16 protein-coding genes are annotated in these 16,113 nt (G+C 54.8%); 10 read left to right on the top strand and 6 right to left on the bottom strand.

The genetic code is table 11. The features are described from left to right. Positions 1-62: 62 nt before the first annotated feature. The 4 genes from GBC03_02565 to trpS are packed head-to-tail and all read left to right on the top strand — an operon-like array spanning position 63 to position 3,342. Positions 63-899 carry an adenine-specific DNA-methyltransferase gene (locus GBC03_02565; GenBank protein ID QFS69168.1) on the top strand — a complete coding sequence of 279 codons (837 nt, stop codon included), beginning with the start codon at positions 63-65 and terminating at the stop codon, positions 897-899. A 17-nt stretch (positions 900-916) separates the two neighbouring features. After that, positions 917-1,594, top strand: a complete 678-nt coding sequence (locus GBC03_02560) for a ribulose-phosphate 3-epimerase (GenBank protein QFS69167.1) — start codon at positions 917-919, stop codon at positions 1,592-1,594. Then, the gene (locus tag GBC03_02555; protein QFS69166.1) at positions 1,587-2,345 is read left to right on the top strand and encodes a phosphoglycolate phosphatase; all 759 of its coding nucleotides are present in this window, start codon (positions 1,587-1,589) and stop codon (positions 2,343-2,345) included. Before GBC03_02560 ends, GBC03_02555 begins: the two co-directional genes overlap by 8 nt. Further along, complete coding sequence (gene trpS, locus GBC03_02550) at positions 2,338-3,342, top strand: tryptophan--tRNA ligase (protein QFS69165.1); 1,005 nt, start codon at positions 2,338-2,340, stop codon at positions 3,340-3,342. Before GBC03_02555 ends, trpS begins: the two co-directional genes overlap by 8 nt. A 68-nt stretch (positions 3,343-3,410) precedes the next feature. Here trpS and cobA read toward each other — a convergent pair whose 3' ends face one another. From cobA to nirB, 4 genes are all read right to left on the bottom strand, one after another. After that, positions 3,411-4,784 (bottom strand): uroporphyrinogen-III C-methyltransferase, encoded by a 1,374-nt coding sequence (gene cobA / locus GBC03_02545; GenBank protein ID QFS69164.1) that lies wholly within the window; start codon positions 4,782-4,784, stop codon positions 3,411-3,413. A gap of 11 nt (positions 4,785-4,795) precedes the next feature. Then, a complete protein-coding gene (nirC, locus tag GBC03_02540; GenBank protein QFS69163.1) occupies positions 4,796-5,605 on the bottom strand; it encodes a nitrite transporter NirC in 810 nt (269 codons plus the stop codon). A gap of 174 nt (positions 5,606-5,779) precedes the next feature. Then, positions 5,780-6,109, bottom strand: coding sequence for a nitrite reductase small subunit NirD (gene nirD / locus GBC03_02535; GenBank protein ID QFS69162.1), 330 nt, complete (start codon positions 6,107-6,109; stop codon positions 5,780-5,782). Next, entirely contained in the window at positions 6,106-8,649 is a 2,544-nt protein-coding gene (nirB, locus tag GBC03_02530; protein QFS69161.1) for a nitrite reductase large subunit, read from the bottom strand. Before nirB ends, nirD begins: the two co-directional genes overlap by 4 nt. Here nirB and GBC03_02525 point away from each other — a divergent pair. Continuing rightward, a complete protein-coding gene (locus GBC03_02525) occupies positions 8,642-8,860 on the top strand; it encodes a hypothetical protein (protein QFS69160.1) in 219 nt (72 codons plus the stop codon). The two genes, nirB and GBC03_02525, sit on opposite strands and share 8 nt — an antisense overlap. 142 nt (positions 8,861-9,002) lie before the next feature. On the opposite strand, the gene tsgA is transcribed toward GBC03_02525, so the two are convergent. Continuing rightward, positions 9,003-10,184, bottom strand: coding sequence for an MFS transporter TsgA (gene tsgA / locus GBC03_02520; protein ID QFS69159.1), 1,182 nt, complete (start codon positions 10,182-10,184; stop codon positions 9,003-9,005). 266 nt (positions 10,185-10,450) lie between these two features. Here tsgA and ppiA point away from each other — a divergent pair, with 266 nt between their 5' ends. The 5 genes from ppiA to astC all read left to right on the top strand — a co-directional run bounded on the left by ppiA (position 10,451) and on the right by astC (position 13,789). Then, positions 10,451-11,023 carry a peptidylprolyl isomerase A gene (gene ppiA / locus GBC03_02515; protein QFS69158.1) on the top strand — a complete coding sequence of 191 codons (573 nt, stop codon included), beginning with the start codon at positions 10,451-10,453 and terminating at the stop codon, positions 11,021-11,023. Between the two features lie 108 nt (positions 11,024-11,131). After that, entirely contained in the window at positions 11,132-11,299 is a 168-nt protein-coding gene (locus GBC03_02510; GenBank protein ID QFS69157.1) for a DUF2559 family protein, read from the top strand. Next, entirely contained in the window at positions 11,289-11,891 is a 603-nt protein-coding gene (locus GBC03_02505) for a putative adenosine monophosphate-protein transferase Fic (protein ID QFS69156.1), read from the top strand. Before GBC03_02510 ends, GBC03_02505 begins: the two co-directional genes overlap by 11 nt. A 31-nt stretch (positions 11,892-11,922) precedes the next feature. After that, entirely contained in the window at positions 11,923-12,486 is a 564-nt protein-coding gene (pabA, locus tag GBC03_02500; protein QFS69155.1) for an aminodeoxychorismate synthase component 2, read from the top strand. An 85-nt stretch (positions 12,487-12,571) separates the two neighbouring features. Further along, positions 12,572-13,789, top strand: a complete 1,218-nt coding sequence (gene astC, locus GBC03_02495; protein ID QFS69154.1) for an acetylornithine/succinylornithine family transaminase — start codon at positions 12,572-12,574, stop codon at positions 13,787-13,789. Between the two features lie 196 nt (positions 13,790-13,985). On the opposite strand, the gene GBC03_02490 is transcribed toward astC, so the two are convergent. Next, a complete protein-coding gene (locus GBC03_02490; GenBank protein QFS69153.1) occupies positions 13,986-16,073 on the bottom strand; it encodes a hypothetical protein in 2,088 nt (695 codons plus the stop codon). Between the last annotated feature and the right edge of the window lie 40 nt (positions 16,074-16,113).

Here is a 16,113-nt window from a genome sequence, read left to right as displayed (position 1 = left end):
AAAGCGCAGGATGCTGTCGGAGCTTTCTCCACAGCCGGAGAAGGTGTAATTAGTTAGTCAGCATGAAAAAAAATCGCGCTTTTCTGAAGTGGGCAGGGGGGAAATACCCCCTGCTTGATGACATCAAACGGCATTTACCTCAGGGTGAATGCCTGGTCGAACCCTTTGTGGGTGCAGGGTCGGTGTTTCTTAACACCGACTTTTCTCGTTATATTCTTGCCGACATCAACAGCGACCTCATCAGTCTCTATAAGATCGTGAAGACCCGTACCGACGAGTACGTGCAGGCTTCCCGTGAGCTGTTTAGCCCAGAGACCAATCAGGCTGAGGTTTACTACCAGTTCCGTGAAGAGTTCAACGCCAGTCAGGATCTTTTCCGTCGTGCGGTCTTGTTCCTGTATTTGAACCGATATGGATACAACGGTCTGTGCCGGTATAATCTGCGTGGCGAATTTAACGTGCCGTTTGGACGTTACAAAAAGCCTTACTTCCCGGAAGCTGAGTTGTATCACTTTGCGGAAAAAGCGCAGAATGCGGAGTTCCATTGCCTCTCATATGATGAGTGTATGGATCGTGCGGATTCAAACTCGGTTGTCTATTGCGATCCGCCCTACGCCCCGCTGTCAGCGACGGCGAATTTCACCGCGTATCATACCAACAGCTTCAGCCCGAAAGAGCAGGCCCATCTGGCGAAGATGGCCGAAAAGCTGGTCAGTAAGCGGATCCCAGTGTTAATTTCGAACCATGACACCCCGGATACGCGCGAATGGTATAAAGCGGCGGAACATTTTCAGGTCAAAGTGCGGCGCAGTATAAGCAGCAACGGCGGCACACGTAAAAAGGTGGACGAACTGCTGGCTCTGTACAAACCAGGAGTCGTTTCACCCGCGAATAAATAATTCTCAAGGAGAAGCGGATGAAACAGTATTTGATTGCCCCCTCAATCCTGTCGGCTGATTTTGCTCGCCTGGGTGAGGACACCGCGAAAGCACTGGCTGCCGGTGGCGACGTCGTGCATTTTGACGTCATGGACAACCACTATGTACCGAATCTGACCATGGGGCCGATGGTCCTGAAATCCCTGCGTAAATACGGTATTACGGCGCCCATCGATGTGCATCTGATGGTGAAACCGGTCGACCGAATCATCCCGGATTTCGCCGCCGCAGGCGCCAGCATCATCACCTTTCACCCGGAAGCCTCCGAACACGTTGACCGCTCGCTGCAACTGATTAAAGAGCACGGCTGTAAAGCCGGGCTGGTTTTTAATCCGGCGACGCCGTTGAGCTATCTGGACTACGTGATGGACAAGCTGGATGTGATCCTGCTGATGTCCGTCAACCCGGGCTTTGGCGGTCAGTCTTTCATTGCGCAAACGCTGGACAAACTGCGCGAAGTCCGTCGTCGCATTGACGCGTCGGGTTACGACATTCGCCTCGAAGTGGATGGCGGCGTGAAAGCGAGCAACATCGGTGAAATCGCCGCAGCCGGGGCTGACATGTTTGTCGCCGGTTCCGCTGTCTTCGATCAGCCAGACTACAAAAAAGTCATTGATGACATGCGCAGCGAACTGGCAAAGGTAAGTCATGGATAAATTGCAGGATATTCGGGGCGTCGCCTTCGACCTCGACGGTACGCTGGTGGATAGCGCGCCGGGATTGAGCGCCGCAGTGGACATGGCGCTGTATGCGCTTGAGCTGCCGGTTGCCGGTGAAGAGCGCGTCATTACCTGGATTGGTAACGGTGCTGATGTCTTGATGGAGCGTGCGTTAACCTGGTCTCGTCAGGAACGCGCGACATTGCGTAAGACGATGGGCAAACCGCCGGTCGATGATGATATTCCCGCCGAGGAGCAGGTCCGTATTCTGCGTAAGCTGTTTGACCGCTACTACGGGGATGTTGCTGAAGAGGGGACGTTCCTGTTCCCTGATGTCGCCGATACGCTGGGCGCGCTGCACGCCAAAGGGCTGCCGCTCGGTCTGGTGACTAACAAGCCGACACCGTTTGTTGCGCCATTGCTCGATGCGCTGGATATTGGCAAATATTTCAGCGTGGTCATCGGCGGTGACGACGTCCAGAACAAAAAACCTCATCCGGATCCACTGCTGTTGGTGGCAAGTAAGCTCGGCATTGCGCCAGAGCAATTGCTCTTCGTTGGGGATTCGCGTAATGATATTCAGGCGGCAAAAGCCGCTGGCTGCCCGTCCGTAGGCCTCACCTACGGCTACAACTACGGCGAACCGATCGCGCTGAGCCAGCCAGACATCATGTACGACCGCATTAGTGAATTACTGCCCGCTCTCGGGCTTCCGCATAGCGAAAATCAGGAATCGAAAAATGACTAAGCCCATCGTTTTTAGTGGCGCACAGCCCTCAGGTGAATTGACCATTGGCAACTACATGGGTGCACTGCGTCAGTGGGTGAACATGCAGGATGACTACCATTGCATCTATTGCATCGTTGACCAGCATGCCATCACCGTTCGTCAGGATGCCCAGCAACTGCGTAAAGCGACGCTGGATACGCTGGCGCTCTATCTTGCGTGCGGTATCGATCCTGAAAAAAGCACCATTTTCGTTCAGTCCCACGTGCCTGAACATGCGCAACTGAGCTGGGCGCTGAACTGCTACACCTACTTTGGCGAACTGAGCCGTATGACCCAGTTCAAAGATAAGTCAGCGCGTTACGCTGAGAACATCAACGCCGGTCTGTTTGACTATCCGGTACTGATGGCGGCAGATATCCTGCTGTATCAGACCAACCTGGTGCCGGTGGGTGAAGACCAGAAACAGCATCTGGAACTGAGCCGCGATATCGCCCAGCGTTTCAACGCGCTGTATGGTGAGATCTTCAAAGTTCCTGAACCGTTTATTCCTAAGTCAGGTGCCCGCGTGATGTCTCTGCTGGAGCCGACGAAAAAGATGTCCAAGTCGGACGATAACCGCAACAATGTGATTGGTCTGCTGGAAGATCCGAAATCGGTGGTTAAAAAACTTAAGCGAGCCATGACTGACTCGGAAGAGCCGCCGGTTGTGCGTTATGACGTTAAAGAGAAACCCGGCGTGTCTAACCTGCTGGATATTCTCTCTGCCGTGACCGGCAAGAGCATTCCTGAGCTGGAACAGAGCTTCGAAGGCAAAATGTACGGTCATCTGAAAGGTGAAGTCGCCGATGCGGTTTCCGGCATGCTGACCGAGCTGCAGGAGCGTTATCATCGTTTCCGCAACGACGAAGCCTTCCTGCAGCAGGTGATGAAAGACGGCGCGGAAAAAGCCAGCGCGCGCGCATCAGCTACGCTGAAAGCGGTCTACGAAGCGATTGGTTTTGTCGCTAAGCCGTAACGGCTGCGAAAAATAAAAAAGCCGGGAAAATTTTTCCCGGCTTTTTTGTCCGTCATATCGGTTGCTGATTAATGGTTTGAATACCAGTTCAGCTTGTCGCGCAGCCCGACCACCCGGCCAACAATGATCAGCGCCGGACTTGCCACCTTCGTTGCCAGTTCACCCAGTTGCGACAGTTCGCCGTTCACGACCCGCTGTTTCACCGAGGTGCCGTTCTCAACCAGTGCAACCGGCATATCGGCCTGCATACCAAATTCGATCAGTTTTTGCTGGATAGTGGCTGCCTGATTCAGCCCCATGTAGAACACCAGCGTCTGTTTCTCTGCCGCCAGGTTTTCCCAGTCCAGTTCGCCGCCGGTTTTCAGGTGTCCGGTAACCAGACGTACGCTCTGGGCGTAGTCCCGGTGGGTCAGCGGAATACCGGAGTAGGCGGAACAACCGGAAGCTGCCGTAATCCCCGGTACCACGGAGAATGGAATACCAGCGTGACACAGCGTTTCCAGCTCTTCACCACCACGACCAAAGATAAAGGGATCACCGCCTTTCAGACGAACGACGCGTTTGCCCTGTTGTGCTTCCCGCAGCAGAATTTGGTTAATTTCTTCCTGCGGAACACAGTGATAGCCCGCGCGTTTACCCACAAATACGCGGTCGGCGTCGCGACGCACAAGGTTCATGATATCGTCAGAAACCAGGCGGTCATAGACCACCACATCGGCCTGCTGGATCTGCTGCAGCCCTTTCAGCGTCAGAAGACCGGCATCACCAGGACCCGCGCCCACCAGCACGACTTCACCGCGATGATCCAACGGCTCGCGGAGCATCTGCTCAGTGGTTTCTTCCACCGCTTTGTGGTCGGCATTCGCCAGCGACTGCGCCAGTCTGTCGTTAACAAACAGCTTTTCCCAGAAGCGGCGACGTTCGCCCATCGTGGCAAACTGTTTTTTCACCCGGGAACGAAGTTGTCCGGCGAACTGCGCGACCTGGCCCAAATGTTGAGGTAATACGGATTCCAGCTTTTCACGCAGCAGACGGGCCAACACCGGTGAGGTGCCGCCGGAGGAGACCGCTACCATCAGCGGCGAGCGGTCGATAATCGATGGCATGATGAAACTGGCAGCCTTTGGCGCATCCACGACGTTACAGAAGATGCGACGGGATTGTGCGGCATCGCTGACGCGCTGATTCACCGCGTCATCATCGGTCGCGGCAATCGCCAGCCAGCACGGGTCGAGAAGGGTTTCATCAAACGGCCCTTCCACCAGCGTTAACATGTTTTCATTTGCCCATACGGTGAACTGCGGAATAAACGTCAGCGCATTAACCGTTAAACGAGCGCCCGCTTCCAGCAGTAACCGTGCTTTGCGTTCTGCGACATCACCACCGCCGACAATAAGACAGTCACGGTCACGTAGTTGACAAAATATAGGCAAATGATCCACGACATTACCCCTTAATTATTGGCAGCAGCCTCAGTTTGGTTGATTTTTGCCGGAGCAGGTCGCTCCGATTTCGGCGTAGCATACCAATAACCTAATCCCATGAACACGACACCGGACAAAGTATTGCCGAGTGTTACCCACAACAGATTATGACCAATCCCCGCCAGGGTATAGGCTTCGCTGTGGTGACCGAACCAGGAGAGGGCAAACAGCGTCATGTTGGCAACCGAGTGTTCATAGCCGGACGCGATAAACGCCAGCAGACACCACCAGATAGCGATAAATTTCGCGGCGCCTTCAGTACGGATTGCCATCCAGATTGCCAGACAAACCAGCCAGTTACACAGCGCGCCTTTGAAGAAAAGTACGGTTGCCGGTGCCGTGGTTTTCGCCAGCGCGACCGAATGTACGATGCTGGTATCGACCGGCAGCAGGCTGCCGCCGCCCCAACTGTACAGCAGCGCGACGAACACGGAACCGACCAGGTTACCCAACCAGGTCTGCGGCAAAATTGCCCACATTTGCCCCTGGCTGATGGTGCCCGCTTTGACGCCAAGCGTCAGGAACATCGTGTGACCGGTAAACAGTTCGGAACCGGCAATAATCACCAGCGTTAAGGCGATCCCAAAAGTTGCGCCCATCACCAGCGGACGCACGGACGGGTCGAGTAAATTTCCAAGGGTGAAAATCAGGATGATACCCAGGCCAACGTAAGCTCCAGCCATCGCTGAGCTGACCCAAAAGCCGAGCGGGTTATTTGCCGACAGGCGTGCGATGCGCGCAGCGTTAGCCGCACATTTGTTAATCGTATCTGTGAACATGATTATCCTTGAAATGAAAAAATAAAAACGTAACCGTAGGCCGGATAAGGCATTTATGCCGACATCCGGCAATGCGCTGATGCAATTTGCCGGATGGCGCTACGCTTATCAGTCCTGTGAAAAAAAGGTCTACCCATTACGTCAAAAAAGGGAGGCGTTGCGCCTCCCTATAATTCATTCGCTGCGCAACTGCACAATGCCGTCTTTCACCCGCGCCTCGTAGCACGCCACGGAATGACTTTCATCCTCCATGCACAGGCCGTCGCTCAGGCGGAAGCGCTGTTTTTTCAATGGGCTGGCGACCCACAATTCACCCTGATGTTCCGCAATCAGCCCACGGGACAGTACGCTGGACTCAAAGAACGGGTCGATGTTGCTGATCGCAAACACCTGGTCGCTGTGATACGGACGAAAGATGGCGACCTGTTCCTCACCTAACAACGCGCAGACGCCGGTTGCTGGCAGGATGTCATCAATGTGGCAGATGTTTGTCCACTGGCTCATGCGTTTTCCTCCACCAGAGTAACCGGAATGCGTTCGTACGGTGTGGCCGGACGATGCTGTTCACGTTCAGGTACCACCTGGACGTTCGGATCGCGTTTATCGCTGTTGATGAAGTGTCTGAAACGCGTCTGGGCAGACGGCGTGTTGACGGTTTCCGTCCACTCACAGACCACGGCTTCGCGCAGACGGGCCATCTCTTCTTCCAGATGGGCGTTCAGACCCAGCTTGTCGTCGATGATGACGGATCTCAGATACTCGATACCACCTTCCAGATTGTCTAACCACGGAGCGGTACGGGTCAGTTTGTCCGCCGTACGGATGTAGAACATCATGAAACGGTCGAGATATTTGAGCAGGGTTTCACTGTCGATATCCGCCGCCAGCAGATCGGCATGACGAGGTTTCATCCCGCCGTTACCGCAGACGTACAGGTTCCAGCCTTTTTCGGTCGCGATAATCCCCACATCTTTCCCCTGCGCTTCCGCACATTCACGGGTACAGCCGGAGACGCCGAACTTCATTTTGTGCGGGGTACGAATACCTTTGTAGCGGTTTTCCAGCTCAACGCCGAAGCCCACGCTGTCGCCTACGCCGTAACGGCACCAGGTGCTGCCCACGCAGGTTTTTGCCATTCGCAGCGCTTTGGCATAGGCATGACCGGTTTCAAAACCTGCTTCAATCAGTTGACGCCAGATTTCCGGCAGATCGTCTTTCTGCGCACCAAACAGGCCGATACGTTGAGAACCGGTGATTTTGGTGTACAGGTTAAATTCACGGGCGATACGCCCCACGGCGACCAGGCCTTCCGGGGTGATTTCACCACCGGCAGAGCGTGGGATGACGGAGTAGGTCCCGTCTTTCTGGATATTTGCCAGGAAGTTGTCGTTGGTATCCTGTAGCGGCGTGTGCTGCGGTTTCAGGATGTACTCATTCCAGCAGGAGGCCAGCAGAGAACCTACGGTCGGTTTACACACTTCGCAGCCGTAACCTTTACCGTGTTTCGCCAGCAGTTCCTCGAAGGTTTTGATGCCTTCCACGCGAATCAGGTGGAACAGTTCCTGACGTGAGTACGCAAAGTGCTCACACAGGTTGTTATTCACTTCAATACCCTGTTTCGCCAGTTCGGCGTTCAGCACCTGGGTGACCAGCGGGATACAGCCGCCGCAGCCGGTACCGGCTTTGGTTTCGGCCTTCAGCGCGGCAACGGTGTGGCAACCTTTGTTGATGGCGGCGACCAGCATGCCCTTGGTGACGTCGAAACAGGAGCAAATCTGCGCGCTGTCCGGTAGTTTATCCACGCCGATGGACGGTTTACCGCTGCCAGCATGGGCGGGCAGGATCAGTGAGTCCGGGTTTTCCGGCAGTTCGATGGCGTTCAGCACCAGTTGCAGTAGGTTGCCGTAATCGCTGGTATCCCCTACCAGTACAGCGCCAAGCAGCGTTTTGTTATCAGAGCTTACGATAAGGCGTTTGTAGACCTCTTTGCTTTCGTCGAGGTAAACGTAGCTACGGGCACCCGGCGTGCGGCCATGCGCGTCGCCAATACCGCCGACATCAACGCCCAGCAGTTTCAGCTTAGCGCTCAGATCCGCGCCTTCGAAGGCGTTTTCGTTTTCGAGGATATGGTCAACGGCGACCTGCGCCATTTTGTAGCCCGGTGCGACCAGACCGTACACCCGGTTATTCCAGCTGGCACATTCACCGATAGCGTAGATATCCGGGTCGGACGTCTGGCAGGCATCGTTGATCACGATCCCGCCGCGTGGTGCGACCTCAAGACCACACTGCGTCGCCAGCTTGTCGCGTGGGCGAATGCCGGTGGAGAAGACGATGAAATCCACTTCCAGCTCGCTACCGTCGGCAAAACGCATGGTTTTACGCGCTTCGGTGCCTTCCTGAACGATCTCCTGGGTGTTTTTGCTGGTGTGCACACGCACGCCCATGCTTTCAATCTTGCGACGCAGCTGTTCGCCGCCCATATGGTCAAGCTGTTCAGCCATCAACATCGGGGCGAATTCGATCACGTGCGTTTCCACACCGAGGTTTTTCAGCGCGCCTGCCGCTTCCAGACCTAACAGACCACCGCCGACGACTGCACCGCGACGGCTTCGACGGGCACAGGATTCAATCGCGTTGAGGTCTTCAATGGTGCGATAAACAAAGCAGTCCTGGGTTTCGGAACCTTTAATCGGCGGGATCCACGGATAGGAACCGGTCGCCATGATCAGCTTGTCGTAGTAAACCGTACGACCTGCGCTGGAGTGAATAACCTTTTCCTGGCGATTGATGGTAATTGCGCGTTCGCCGACCAGCACGTTAACGCCGTGCTTCTCGTAAAATCCTTCGCGGACCAGAGACAGTTCTTCGGCGGTGTGATGTGAGAAGTAGGATGAAAGGTGCACACGGTCGTATGCCTTGCGGGGTTCTTCGCAGAAAACAGTAATATCGAACAGGCTGGCATCGGATTTATCAAGAAGGTCCTCAATAAAGCGATGGCCGACCATACCATTACCGATAATAGCGAGTCTGACTTTGCTCATTTTTGCCTCGATTTCTTTTCTATTACTGCTTACCTTAACGATTCAGCAACCCCACTTATTGATGCAAATCAAATTCACCTTTATATACTCCTTAAGGGGTATATTGCTGATTTGTCTGCATTTTCTTAAGTTGTGGAAATATCAGACTTTTCGCGATTGTATGAATAACATACAAATTGAGGGGTTTTTAGCGTGGGAGGACTACCACTAGAGATTGGGTGGCCTACGCCGTTCGGGGAAGGGGAGACAAACGATAAAATGCCGGATGGCGGCTGCGCCTAGTCCGGCCGGCAAAAACGATCGCCCTGCGTAGGCCGGATAAGACGCAACGCGTTGTTATCCGGCTAATCACATTACTGTGCTGCTGGTATCCCATGCTGGCGATGACGAGTGACAAAGCCGAGGATGAAGCACATAACGAAGACAATGGCGTACAGGCCATTCGCGGTAAGCAGGGCAGCCTGAGGGCCGCTGTGCGCCACGATAGGACCGGTGACGACAAACGTCAGCATGGTGCCGATGGTGCCGCAGGTCAGTACGAAGTTAACCAGTTTTGGCGAAGCCACTTTGGTCTGCTGCGAACCCAGGGTGATGATGGTGGTATAGATGGCGCTCGAGAAGAAGCCCAGTGCCAGAATAAACCACGGCATATGCTCAGGCGTACCGGTGATGAACAGGTACATCAGCACGGTAGCCAGAGCGGCCAGCACCGTCAGAATGCGCTGCAAATCGAAAAAACGCAGAATGAAGCTGAAGGCCCACATCCCGAACATGTACGACATCCAGAAATCGCTGACCAGTGTGCCGGCGTCGTTCAGACTCATCCCCAGCCCTTTTGCGTACTCAGGTACCCAGGAGATGAAGCCCAACTGGCCCAGGATGTAACACAGCGCCGCAATGGACAGGAACAGGACGCCGATGCCCCATTTTTCTTTCACTGCCGGCGTGTCGCTCTGTGGCGCGTGTTTGCCCAGCGGCGGGAATTCGCAGCCAAAGGTCAGAAGGAAAATAACGACATAGACCAGTCCGATACAGGCGTACACCCAGTACCATTCGATGCTGCGCGCCAGCAGGAACGCGGCAACCATTGGGAAGATCATCCCAGCCATGCTGAAAAAGGAGTCGGTAAACAGCAGACGAGAGCCGCGCTGACGGCCTTCATACATCTGTGTAATCAGGAACGTACCAATCGACATCGTGATCCCGCTGACCAGCCCCAGTACAAACATCGCGGCGGAGAACAGGGCCAGGCTATGACTGAACATCAGTCCTGCTACGGCCAGCACCATCAGGATGAAGCCAAAACGCAGCTGCGTTTTCAACGGGATGATTTCCATCAGCCAGGCATTGAGGAAAATGGAGATCAAAATACCGGCGTTCAGGAAGGTGAAAGTGTTACTCATACTGGAAACCGGCAGATGGAAATACTCTGCGATGTTTCCCATCACCATCCCGGTGACAATCACCAACGCACCGGTAAGGGCGTAGGAGAGAAAGCTAATCCATGTGAGCTTGATACGATTGCTGTTAGTCATGACTGGCCTGTAAATGGAAGTAAAGCGCGTTGACAGCGCTGTGGGCGGGCAGATTTTAGGCGTTTTAGTGATGTATTTAAATGTTTATTGGCAACTTCTGGCTGTGTTGCAATTTTTAGCGTGATAAACATCACAATTCTTGGCCGACCTATCAAAGTTACAGATGTTTCTGGTACGTAAAATTAGGTAAAGGGATGGCCTTGTCCCTGAAGGCTCTTTAGAATCGAACCACTGGCTTTTGTTACCGCTCTCCTAAAGGAAATCTCATGCTCAAATCGACCCTGGCGGCTGTTGCAGCTGTTTTCGCCCTTTCTGCTCTCTCTCCCGCGGCGTTGGCAGCAAAAGGGGATCCGCACGTTTTGCTGACAACCTCTGCAGGTAATATTGAACTGGAACTGAATAGCCAAAAAGCGCCTGTTTCAGTGCAAAACTTTGTCGATTATGTGAACAACGGTTTCTATAACAACACCACGTTTCACCGCGTGATTCCGGGCTTCATGGTCCAGGGCGGTGGCTTCACTGAACAGATGCAGCAGAAGAAACCCAATCCTCCGATTAAAAACGAAGCCGACAACGGCCTGCGCAACACGCGCGGCACCATCGCGATGGCGCGTACTGCCGATAAAGACAGCGCGACCAGCCAGTTCTTTATCAACGTAGCCGATAACGCCTTCCTCGATCACGGCCAGCGTGACTTCGGTTATGCCGTATTTGGTAAAGTTGTGAAAGGGATGGACGTGGCTGATAAGATCTCCCAGGTTCCGACCCATGATGTCGGCCCTTACCAGAATGTGCCGTCAAAACCGGTTGTTATCCTGTCCGCAAAAGTTCTGCCGTAATCCTTTCCTGCGCGGGCATTGCTGGCCCGCGTCGTTTCATCCTCCCTGCGTAACTGTGTTTTGCTGCTTATACTTGTGGCAAACACGGATTAATCAGGGAGGCGTAAAGTGAAAAAACTCACCGACAGGCAAAAATCCCGGCTCTGGGAACAGCAGCGAAACGTGAATTTTCAGGCCAGTCGCCGTCTTGAGGGCGTCGAACATCCGCTAATCACGCTTAACGCCGCAGAGGCGCTGACGCGTCTGGAAGAACTCCGGAGGCACTATGAGCGCTAAAATCGGCGACGACCGCGATCCGTATCTCTACCCCGGACTGAACGTGATGCGTAACCGTCTGGGGATCCACCAGGTCGAACGTCTGGAACAGGCCGCTTATGAACTCACCGCGCTGCGTGCGGCGACCATCGAACTGGGACCGGCGAAGCGCGGGTTACCTCACCTGTGTGCGATTCATCGTCAGCTTTACCAGGACGTTTTCGACTGGGCAGGCCACCTGCGTGAAGTGGATATCTATCAGGGAGATACCCGTTTCTGCCACTTCGCCTACATCGAAAAAGAAGGCAATGCCCTGATGCAGGATCTGGAAGAAGAGGGCTACCTGATGGGACTGCCGGAAGAGAAATTCGTCAATCGTCTTGCGCATTATTACTGTGAGATCAATGTGCTGCATCCATTTCGTCTTGGCAGCGGCATGGCGCAGCGGATTTTCTTCGAACAACTGGCTATTCATGCCGGTTATCTTCTTCACTGGGGGGATGTTTCGGTGGCGGAGTGGAATCGGGCGAATCAGGAAGGGGCGATGGGCGACCTTAGTGCTTTACAGGCGATATTTCGTAAAGGGGTAAGCGAAGCCGAGGAAACTGAGTAGAATAGCGCGGTTTTCCTGGACCGGAGCCGTCATGATCCTGCTTATCGATAACTACGATTCTTTCACCTGGAACCTCTACCAGTATTTTTGCGAGCTGGGCGCTGACGTGCGGGTTAAGCGTAATGACGAGTTGACGCTGTCGCAGATAGATGTGCTGAATCCGCAAAAAATCGTCATCTCGCCCGGCCCCTGCACCCCGGATGATGCCGGAATTTCGCTGGACGTGATTCGCCACTATGCCGGTCGTTTGCCGATACTGGGTGTTTGTCTGGGGCATCAGGCGATGGCACAGGCATTTGGTGCGACTATCGTGCGCGCCGCAAAAGTGATGCACGGAAAAACGTCACCCATCCGCCACACGGGACAGGGCGTGTTTCAGGGGCTAACTAACCCCCTTACCGTCACCCGTTACCATTCGCTTCTTATCGATCCCGCCACGCTTCCCGACTGCTTTGAGGTGACCGCCTGGAGCGAAACGCAGGAGATTATGGGGATCCGCCATACGACGTGGGATCTGGAAGGCGTGCAGTTTCATCCGGAAAGTATTCTCAGCGAACAGGGTCATCAGCTGCTGGCCAATTTCCTCAGTCGGTGATTTGTGGTTGCTATCTGATGATTTTTTATGCATATTTTGTGATTATATTTTCACATTCATTTTTGCATAACTGGATGGTCATGAGATGGCAATTGAACAAACGGCAGTAACCCGGGCAACTTTTGATGAAGTCATTCTGCCAATTTATGCACCGGCGGAATTTATTCCGGTAAAAGGGAAAGGCAGCCGGGTCTGGGATCAGCAGGGCAAGGACTACGTTGATTTCGCGGGCGGGATTGCGGTGACTGCGCTGGGGCACTGCCATCCGGCGCTGGTGGAGGCCCTGAAAACCCAGGGCGAAACGCTCTGGCATACCAGTAACGTTTTCACCAACGAACCCGCACTGCGTCTGGGGCGAAAAATCATCGACGCCACCTTTGCCGAGCGCGTGCTGTTCATGAACTCCGGGACAGAAGCCAACGAAACGGCGTTCAAGCTGGCGCGTCATTACGCCTGTGTGCGCCATAGCCCGTTCAAAACCAAAATCATTGCCTTTCATAATGCGTTCCACGGCCGCTCGTTGTTTACCGTTACCGTGGGTGGACAGCCGAAGTATTCTGATGGCTTCGGTCCAAAACCGGCGGATATCGTCCACGTTCCGTTTAACGATCTCCACGCCGTGAAAGCGGTGATGGACGACCATACCTGCGCTGTCGTGGTTGAACCTGTACAGGGGGAGGGCGGCGTTCTGGCCGCAACGCCGGCGTTCCTGCAAGGTTTGCGTGACCTCTGCAGTCAGCATCAGGCGCTGCTGGTGTTTGATGAAGTGCAATGCGGAATGGGGCGCACCGGCGACCTCTTTGCCTATATGCACTACGGCGTGACGCCGGATATTCTTACCAGTGCGAAAGCCCTGGGCGGCGGCTTCCCGGTGAGTGCGGTATTGACGACTCAGGAGATTGCCTCAGCGTTTCACGTCGGCTCTCATGGATCAACCTACGGCGGCAACCCGCTAGCCTGCGCGGTAGCAGAGGCGGCGTTCGACATCATCAACACCCCGGATGTGCTGGGCGGCGTGGTGGCGAAACGGCAGAAATTTGTTCAACATCTGCAACAGATTGATGAGCAGTACCACGTGTTTAGCGACATTCGCGGCATGGGCCTGTTGATTGGTGCCGAGTTGCAACCGCAGTACAAAGGACGCGCGCGCGATTTCCTCTATGCGGCGGCGGATGCCGGCGTAATGGTGTTGAATGCGGGGCCGGACGTGATGCGCTTTGCGCCATCGCTGGTGGTGGAAGAGGCGGATATCGACGAAGGGATGCTGCGTTTTGCCGACGCTGTCGCAAAAATTGTCGGTTAACAGTTTGCCTGATGGCGCTGCGCTTATCAGGCCTGTTGTCGATAACACGCTCCGTGTAGGCCGGATAAGGCGTTACGCCGCCATCCGGTAATCAGTTAACTCTCTGCCTGATGGCGCTGCGCTTGTCAGGCTTGTTGTCGATAACACGCTCCGTGTAGGCCGGATAAGGCGTTACGCCGCCATCCGGCAATCAGTGTTAACCCCGCATATCCCGCAAGCGACGGCTGAGCCAGATTCCGTGGTGCGGCCGCTGACGCCATGCCACAGACGAGATGGTATGCATAGTGTTCAGGTGGCCGATAACACGCTGCAGATGCTGTTCCAGGGTACTTAACGGTCCGTGGGAAAGCATCTCTGGCGCTTCCAGAATATTCACATCCCCTGAGCTGCCAGGCCCGTCATACTCCAGTCGCTGCTGACAGCGTTGCAGCGCAATTTCACACGATTGCAGGTATCGTTGCGCCAGATCCGGCGTGAGCATCGTATGCTCGCGCGCTAGCGTGGTCATCGCATTGATGTGTTCGACGATAAACTGGCTGTGCGTCACCCACAGCTTCATATCTTCCAGATAATGGGTGTTGAAGCCGGGTTCCTGCATCGCCTGATTGAGCGAGTTGAACAACGTGTTGTGTGCCTGGTTGACCCGCATACGTTGCCAGGCGAGCGGCGTCGGTTGCGGATCGTTGCTTAGAATCAGGCGAATGGCCTCCTGATCGGCCTCCAGCGCGTCATGGGCGTTTTTACGCAACAGACCGCTCTGCCATTGCGGCCACAGCCAGACGGTACCCCCAAATGCAATCAGGCAGCCTATGACCGTATCGACAAATCGCGGGATAATGAACTGCTCGCCGTCCAGCGTCAGGAGTTGCAAGGTATACACCGCGGTGATGGTAAATCCTACCGTCGCCCAGCCGTAGTTTTTCCGGATGGTCAGATAGCTGACCAGGGTGATCGCCAGCATCAGTGCCAGCGTATACCCCTCAGGAATATGAAAGTGCAGCGTCACGCCTGCGATAATCAGCCCCACCAGCGTTCCCGCCGAACGGTGCAGAATACGCACGCGGGTGGCTCCGTAACCATTTTGCGTCACAAACAGAACGGTCATCAGGATCCAGTAAGGTTTCGGCAGATGTAACGCGGACCCCATCAGACTGGCAATGCTGAGCATTACGCTGATACGCCCGGCGTTACGCAGCGCCGGAGATTTCAACGAGAGGTAGTTTTTCAGCGCCGGCAGCAGCGGTAACCGACGCTGTTTGTCGGCCATCAGATCGCGGGCGTAGAGTGGGCGCTGAGTGCGAAGCACGCGGGCGATACGGCTGAAATGCCAGTAACAGAACTGCCCGACGGGGTTATCCGGATGCTGATTAGCAATTTTTTCCAGCGCGCCAATCTGCTTTTGCATGGTGAACCGCGTCGGCAGTCGGTGATAGAGAATGTCATCCGCCAGTACGCGCAGGCGAGCGGCGACCGTTTGCGCATTCCAGCGAATCACCTGTTCCGCATGGCTGCGTTCGACCAGCTTTTGCACTTCTTCCGGCTGATGCAGACTGACGGAGATATGCTCCTGCAGATCCAGTGCTTCCTGAAAGGCGCGCAGCATCCGCTTGTAGTCATTGTTGCGGTGCGCCGACAGCATGTGCATCTGCTGATAGCACTGGGTGATGAGGTCGACCGCTTTCTGCTGGCGCATCAGCAGTGGCGGCAGGGCTTTTTCCGGATCAGTATGCTGGGTCAGCATACTGTATTTGGCTTCGCAGTAATCCGCCAGTTCACGGTATAACAGGCTCAGCGACTCGCGAAGCGGCTGTTCGCGCCAGAGCCAAAACCAGAACCAGTTAAACAATCCGTACCATAGCGTGCCCAATGCGTAGATCAGCAGAGGCTCCCAGACCGGCATGTTCCCCGCGAGGCTCAGTGTGAAAATCGCTGCAATCAGCGAGGCTGGAAGCAGGCGGGCGTGAAGGGAGCTCAATTCCGCAGTGACGCCGAGCGTGAGCGTTAGTCCGGTCAGGATCAGGGGTAACGGTATCGCCTGCGCCAGCAGCAGTTGCATGATCAGGCTACAGCCGGCAAACAGCGACGCCCCGATAATCAGGCGTTTGAAAAAGCGTTTGTGCGGAGTATCAAGCCCGGCAATGTTGCAGCAGGCGGGAACGAGAGAGAAGAGCAGGCCAAGATGTAACTGCCCGATGAGCAGGCCGACGGCCACGGGCAAACAGAGCACCAGTGTTTGACGTAGTGCATAGTTGATTTCTGGGTGATAAATCAGTCTGCGCCACATTGGCAAAACAAAAATGACGCGCTATCGGGTAGCGCGTCAT

The sequence above is a fragment of the Citrobacter telavivensis genome (genome assembly GCA_009363175.1).
Taxonomy (GTDB): Bacteria; Pseudomonadota; Gammaproteobacteria; order Enterobacterales; family Enterobacteriaceae; genus Citrobacter_A; species Citrobacter_A telavivensis.
Note: the sequence above shows the minus strand (reverse complement) of the source record. Positions and strands in the feature narration are given on the sequence as shown.